Origin of the sequence: Kitasatospora sp. NPDC007106, from assembly GCF_040634455.1 — a bacterium.
Lineage (GTDB): Bacteria > Actinomycetota > Actinomycetes > Streptomycetales > Streptomycetaceae > Kitasatospora > Kitasatospora arboriphila.
This window is the reverse complement of the sequence record NZ_JBEYFP010000340.1, coordinates 1-6,356: the sequence shown is the minus strand read 5'-3', so window position 1 is coordinate 6,356 and position 6,356 is coordinate 1. Positions and strand designations below refer to the sequence as shown.

The following is a 6,356-nucleotide window of genomic DNA, read 5'->3' as shown; positions in this document are numbered from 1 at the left end:
CCCGGAGGTGCCGATGCAGACGCCGATGTTGCCGGGGTTGGCACGGGTGTAGCCCTCGGCCATGTGGGACGCGCCCTCGACGTGGCGGGCCAGTGTGTGGTGGACGTCGCCGGCGGCCTTGAGGGCGGCGTAGAAGGGGTTGATCGCCGCGCCGGGCACGCCGAACGCATTGGTCACGCCCTCGCGCTTGAGGATCTCAACTGCCGCGCGGGCGGCTGTCATTCGAGGCATCGGCTTCTCCTGCCCGGCGGAAGTTCCGCAATGTGAAATACTGATTCTGGACTGCGGAATCAAAGTAAGCCGAGGCCGCGGGGAGCGTCAAGGTAGGTTTCAACAGATCGTTGAAGACTTCGGCGGGGGTGGCCCGGCGGGCACCACAATGGGGAGGGAGAGGGGGCGAGCCGCATGCCGTACATCGCCGTCAGTGCGCTCAGCCACGAGGGCCTGGTCCGCGACCACAACGAGGACAGCCTGGCCGTCGGACCGTGGACGCTCTGCGCCACCGTCACCGAGAGCCCGCAGACCCTGCTCTTCCCGCTCGGCGGCACGCCCGTCGTAGTGGCGGTCGCGGACGGACTCGGCGGCCACCCGGCCGGCGAGGTCGCCTCCTCGCTCACCGCCCGCCGGCTCGCCGCGTCCGGCACCGCCCTGCGCTCCGAGGACGACGTCCGCCGCGAACTCCGCTCCTGCAACAGCACCCTGTACGAGGCCGCGGAGGCCGACCCGGACCTCACCGGCATGGGCACCACCGTCGCCGGCCTGGTGCTGAGCGCCGAGCACGTCCTGGTGTTCAACATCGGCGACAGCCAGGTCTTCGAGATCGCCGGGACGGCCGCCGCCCCCGAACTGCGGCTGCTCAGCACCGACGACAGCCCGCCGCCCCCGCCCGGCCGGCGCACCACCAACATCGTCACCAGCACCCTGGGCGGCACCGTCGTCCGCCGCGAGGTCGAGCCGCACCTGCGCCGGCTGCCCGCCGCGGCCGGCGCCCGCTACCTGGTGTGCAGCGACGGCCTGACCGACCCGGTGCCGCCGGAGGAGCTGGCCGCCGTCCTCGCCGGCGAGGACGACCAGCGGGCCGCCTTCGAGCTCTGGCGGGCCGCGATCGAGGCGGGCGGACCGGACAACATCACCCTGGCGCTGGTGCGGATCGAGGAGTGAGCCGACGGCCGCCGCCGATCGGGTGAGCCATCGGGCTCCCGATGGCTCCCATCGGTCCGGCTATTGGCCCGACCGAGGGTCGGCGGCCTAGCGTCGGGGGAGAGCCCACCGAAGGAGTGACCGCCGACATGGCGAAGATCCTGTTTGTGATGACCGGCGCCGACCACTGGACCCTGGCCGACGGCAGCAAGCACCCCACCGGCTACTGGGCGGAGGAGTTCCTCACCCCGTACCGCGCCTTCACCGCCGCCGGGCACGAGGTCGTGGTGGCCACGCCGGGCGGCGTGCGGCCGACCGCGGACGCCGGCAGCCTGTCCGCCGGCGCCCTCGGCGGCGAGGAGAACGCCGCCGAGGCGGCCGCCGCGATCGCCGCCGCCGAGCCGCTGCGGCACCCGGTCGCGCTGACCGACGTCGACCCGGCCGACTACGCGGCCGTCTTCTACCCCGGCGGCCACGGCCCGATGGAGGACCTCGCCGTCGACGCCGACTCGGGCCGGCTGCTCACCGCCGTGCTCGACGCCGGCCTGCCGCTGGGCGTGGTCTGCCACGGTCCGGCCGCGCTGCTCGCCGCGGTGCGCCCGGACGGCACGCCGACCGTCGCCGGGTACCGGCTGACCGGTTTCAGCAACACCGAGGAGCGGCTCGCCGGTCTCGCCGACCGCGCCCCATGGCTGCTGGAGGACCGGCTGGTGGCGCTCGGCGCCGACTACGCGGCGGGCGAGCCCTGGGCGCCGTACACCGTCACCGACCGCAACCTGTACACCGGGCAGAACCCGGCCTCGTCCGGCCCGCTGGCCGAGGAGCTGCTCAAGGCGATCGGCTGAGGCAGCGGCCCGGTAGGTCCCGGGACACGACAACTGCTTGACATCATCAAGCAGAACGGGCGGGAGCCGACCACCGGCTCCCGCCCGTTTCCGCCTGCTCCCGCTTGTTCCCGCCCGCCCCTCTTCCCGGCAAGGACGCCGGTCAGCCGACCGGCACCTCCAGCACCGCCTTGCGGTGGCTGAACGCCTCGATCGAGTACCGGCCGTGGTAGCTGCCCATGCCGCTCTCCCCCACCCCGCCGAACGGCAGGTCGGAGACGGTCAGGTGGGCGAGCGGCAGGCCGAACCCGAGCCCGCCCGAGGAGGTCTCCTCGGCGAGCCGGCGCCGGGTCTCCTCCGAGGGGCTGAACACGTACAGGGCGAGCGGCTTCTCCCGGTCGTTGACGAAGTCGATCGCCTCGTCCAGGCCGGCGACCTCGACGATCGGCAGGATCGGGCCGAAGATCTCCTCCTGCATCACGGGGGAGTCCGGCGACACCTCGGCGAGCACGGTCGGCGCGAGGTAGCGGCCGGCCCGGTCGTGGCCGCCGCCGACCACCGTCCGGCCGGAGCCCAGCAGCGCGGCCAGCCGGTCGAAGTGCCGCTCGTTGACGATCCGGCTGTACAGCGGCGAGGCGGCCGGGTCCTCGCCGTACCGGGCCTCCACCGCGTCGGCCAGCAGCGGCTCCAGCGCGCGGGCGGTGGCCGGGTCGGTCAGCACGTAGTCCGGGGCGACGCAGGTCTGGCCGGCGTTCAGGAACTTGCCCGCCACCAGGCGCTCCGCCACCACCGCGAGGTCCGCCCCCGCGTCGACGAACGCCGGTGACTTGCCGCCCAGTTCGAGGGTGACCGGGGTGAGGTGCTCGGCGGCGGCCCGCATCACGACCCGTCCGACCGCCCCGTTGCCGGTGTAGAAGATGTGGTCGAACCGCTGGGCCAGCAGCGCCGTGGTCTCCGGCACCCCGCCCTCCACCACCGCGACCGCCGCGGTGTCCAGGTACGCGGGCAGCAGCCGGGCGAGCAGGGCGGAGGTGGCCGGCGCCAGTTCGCTGGGCTTGGCCACCACCGCGTTGCCGGCCGCCAGCGCCCCGGCGACCGGCGCCAGCAGCAGCTGCACCGGGTAGTTCCACGGGGCGATCACCAGGACGACTCCGAGCGGGTCGTACTGCGTCCGCGCCCGTGCGCCGGCCAGCCGCTCGGGCACCGGCGCGTCCTCGGGCCGCAGCCAGTCGGCGAGGTGCTCCAGGGTGTGGTCGATCTCCCGCACCACGAAGTCGACGTCGGTGCGCATCGCCTCCTGCTCGCTCTTGCCGAGGTCGGCGCCGAGCGCCGCGGCGAGCTCCGGCCCGTTCTCGGTGAGCAGCGCGCGCAGCCGGTGCAGCTGCCCGGTGCGCCAGGACAGCGGTCGGGTGCGGCCGGTGCGGAAGGCCGCGCGCAGGCGGGCGACGAGGTCGGCGGGCTGCTCGGCCGGGCGGTCGTTCATGGGGGTTCCTCGCAGGGAATGGTTGATATCCTCAACTACCTGCTTTCAGGAAACGCCGGTTACTTGAGGATGTCAAGTGAATCCAGATGCGTCGGACCTGGTGGAGCCGCTCGCCCGCGTGGTCCGCGGCTACTACGACGACCTGGCGGCGGTCGCCGGGCGGCACGGTCTCAGCACCACCCAGGCCCGCGCGCTCATCGCCCTCGACCACCCGCTCAGCATGAGCGCGCTCGCCGAGCACCTGGTCTGCGACGCCTCCAACGCCACCGGGCTGGTCGCCCGGATGGAGGCCCGCGGACTGGTGGCGCGGACCCCCTCCCCCGAGGATCGCCGCAGCAAGACGGTGCACGCCACCGGGGACGGGCACCGGCTCGCCCGGTCCTTGCGCGCCGAGATGCACACCGTCCACGGCGCCCTCGCCGACCTCACCCCCACCGAGCGCGGCGCCCTGCTCCCGCTGCTGCACCGGCTCGGCGAACTGCTCGGCCGGCCCCGGGACTGAACCCGCGCGGCCGGCCCCGGGTCCGAACGCACGCGGCCGGCTCCGAGGGCCTCCAGGAGCCGGCCACCGTCCACCGTCCGCCGCCCGCCCGAACGTCCGCTCAGTCCGCCGCCGCCTCCCGCTCGGCACGGAACCGCGCAACCGCGGCCTCCGTCCTCGGCAGCCCGGCCAGCGGCTCGCCGACCACCCGGCCGGCCAGCTGCACCGCCGACACCACCACGTCCTCGCGCAGCTCGGCCTCGGCGATCACCCGGCTCGCCGCCAGCTGCACCTGCGCCGCGACGACGAGCTCCTCGCGCTCCCGCAGTGCCTGTGCCCGGGCGGCCGCGACCAGGGCCGCGCCCTCCTCGGCGGCCTCCTGCCGGATGCGGGCCGCCTCGTGGCGGGCGGCGTCCAGCTGCGCGCGGCGCTCCTCGTCGAGCTCCAGGGCCTCGTGGCGGATCCGTTCGGCCTCGGCGAGCCGCCCGCCGGTGGCCGCCTCGCGCTCCGCGAGGGTCCGTTCGATCCGCGGCAGCACGCGCCGGCCGAGTATCCCGAACAGGACGAAGAAGCAGATCAGACCAATGACGAATTCCACCGGGTTCGGCTCTAGAGGTCCCATGCCCCCAGACCTACCCATGTCCCGCACGGGCATGCGGTTGACCGCCCGTCAGGAACGGCCGGCCGCCGCTGCGGGAGGCCCGGCCCGGGGCCGCCGGCACCGCCCCGGCCGGGACCTGCCCGACCGCCGGTGTCCGGCGTGCGTGGCCTGACCTGCGTCCGGCCGGTTCCGGGGCATCATGTCCCCAGGCGAAGGGAGAGCCCCGTGTCGCAGCAGACCGACGCCCCCGACCCGTGGTGGCACCGCGTCGTACCCGCCGCCCCGGGCCTCCCCGTGCTCCGGCACTACCGGCGCGACTGGATCCGGGGCGACCTGCTGGCCGGTGCCACCGTGGCGGCGTACCTGGTGCCCCAGGTGATGGCCTACGCCAGTGTCGCGGGCCTGCCGCCGGTGGCGGGCCTGTGGGCGATCCTCCCGGCGATCCTGGCGTACGCCGTCCTCGGCTCCTCCCGCCTGCTCTCCGTAGGCCCGGAGTCCACCACCGCGCTGATGACCGCCACCGCGATCGGGCCCCTCGCCGCCGGGGACAGCTCCCGGTACGCCGTCCTCGCCGCGGCCCTCGCCGTGGTCGTCGGTCTGCTCTGCGTGGTGGCGTGGGTGGCGCGGCTCGGCTTCGTCGCCGACCTGCTGTCCCGGCCCGTCCTGATCGGCTACCTGGCGGGCGTCGCCCTGATCATGATGGTGGACCAGCTGACCAAGCTCACCGGCGTGGAGACCGAGGGCGAGGGCTTCTTCCCCCAGCTGGTGTCGTTCTTCGAGAACATCTCCGACCTCCACGCGGCCACCGTGGTGTTCAGCGCGGCCGCGCTGCTCTTCCTCTTCGTCGCGGGCCGGTTCCGCGGCGTCCCGGGCCCGCTGCTGGCACTGCTGCTGGGGACGGCCGTGGTGGCGGCCTTCGGCCTGGAGGAGCACGGCATCAAGGTGATCGGCGCGATCCCTCCCGGCCTGCCCAGCCCGGACTTCCCCAGCCTCTCCGACCTGTCCCAGCTGGTGCTGCCCGCCCTGGGCGTGCTGCTGGTCGGCTACACGGACGTGATCCTCACGGCCCGCGCCTTCGCCACCCCGGGCGACGGCACCCGGCTGGACGCCGACCAGGAGCTGCTGGCGCTCGGCGCGGCGAACGTCGGCGCCGGTGTGCTGCACGGCTTCCCGGTGAGCAGCAGCGCCAGCCGCACCGCGCTCGCCCAGTCCACGGGCGGCCGTACCCAGGCGTACGCGCTCACTGCGGGGCTGGCCGTGGTGGCGGTGCTGCTGTTCTTCAGCTCGCTGCTCAGCCACACCCCGACGGCCGTCCTCGGCGCCCTGGTCGTCTACGCGGCCGTCCGCATGATCGACGTGTCGGGGTTCCGCCGGCTGCTCTCCTTCCGCCGCGGGGAGTTCCTGCTGGCACTCGGCTGCCTGGCGGGCGTCCTCGCGCTGGACATCCTCTACGGCGTGCTGGTCGCGGTGGGCCTGTCCATCGCCGAACTGCTGGCCCGGGTGGCCCGCCCGCACGACGCCGTCCTCGGCACGGTGCCGGGGGTCGCCGGCATGCACGACGTCGACGACTACCCGGCCGCGCAGACCGTGCCCGGCCTGGTGGTCTACCGCTACGACTCGCCGCTCTTCTTCGCCAACGCCGAGGACTTCCGCCGCCGCGCGCTGGCCGCCGTCGACGACCAGCACGAGCCGGTGCACTGGTTCGTCCTCAACGCCGAGGCCAACGTCGAGGCTTCATCGCCGCCTACCCGTCCTTCGCGCAGCTGTTCGTCGCCGAGACCTGGCGCACCAACCGGGCCTGGCACGAGTCGCTGCGGATGATGCGCG

General features: G+C 74.3%; 7 protein-coding genes. 4 read left to right on the top strand and 3 right to left on the bottom strand.

Going from position 1 to position 6,356, the window contains the following annotated elements:
• The coding region (locus ABZ641_RS22740) for a thiamine pyrophosphate-binding protein (RefSeq protein ID WP_359984362.1) at positions 1 to 231 on the bottom strand (231 nt) is incomplete at its 3' end.
• 174 nt (positions 232 to 405) lie between these two features.
• Between ABZ641_RS22740 and ABZ641_RS22735 the strand changes: the two genes are divergently transcribed.
• Both ABZ641_RS22735 and ABZ641_RS22730 read left to right on the top strand, forming a co-directional pair.
• The gene (locus ABZ641_RS22735; RefSeq protein WP_344622707.1) at positions 406 to 1,161 is read left to right on the top strand and encodes a protein phosphatase 2C domain-containing protein; all 756 of its coding nucleotides are present in this window, start codon (positions 406 to 408) and stop codon (positions 1,159 to 1,161) included.
• Positions 1,162 to 1,289: 128 nt separating this feature from the next.
• Positions 1,290 to 1,985 (top strand): type 1 glutamine amidotransferase domain-containing protein, encoded by a 696-nt coding sequence (locus tag ABZ641_RS22730; RefSeq protein ID WP_359984360.1) that lies wholly within the window; start codon positions 1,290 to 1,292, stop codon positions 1,983 to 1,985.
• Positions 1,986 to 2,127: 142 nt separating this feature from the next.
• Here ABZ641_RS22730 and ABZ641_RS22725 read toward each other — a convergent pair whose 3' ends face one another.
• A complete protein-coding gene (locus ABZ641_RS22725) occupies positions 2,128 to 3,447 on the bottom strand; it encodes an aldehyde dehydrogenase family protein (protein ID WP_344622705.1) in 1,320 nt (439 codons plus the stop codon).
• A gap of 76 nt (positions 3,448 to 3,523) precedes the next feature.
• Here ABZ641_RS22725 and ABZ641_RS22720 point away from each other — a divergent pair, with 76 nt between their 5' ends.
• Positions 3,524 to 3,949 carry a MarR family transcriptional regulator gene (locus tag ABZ641_RS22720; protein ID WP_344622704.1) on the top strand — a complete coding sequence of 142 codons (426 nt, stop codon included), beginning with the start codon at positions 3,524 to 3,526 and terminating at the stop codon, positions 3,947 to 3,949.
• A gap of 100 nt (positions 3,950 to 4,049) precedes the next feature.
• Here ABZ641_RS22720 and ABZ641_RS22715 read toward each other — a convergent pair whose 3' ends face one another.
• A complete protein-coding gene (locus ABZ641_RS22715; protein WP_344622703.1) occupies positions 4,050 to 4,526 on the bottom strand; it encodes a hypothetical protein in 477 nt (158 codons plus the stop codon).
• 228 nt (positions 4,527 to 4,754) lie between these two features.
• On the opposite strand from ABZ641_RS22715, the gene ABZ641_RS22710 reads away from it, so the two are divergent.
• Positions 4,755 to 6,350 (top strand): SulP family inorganic anion transporter, encoded by a 1,596-nt coding sequence (locus tag ABZ641_RS22710; RefSeq protein WP_359984357.1) that lies wholly within the window; start codon positions 4,755 to 4,757, stop codon positions 6,348 to 6,350.
• Positions 6,351 to 6,356 lie beyond the last annotated feature (6 nt).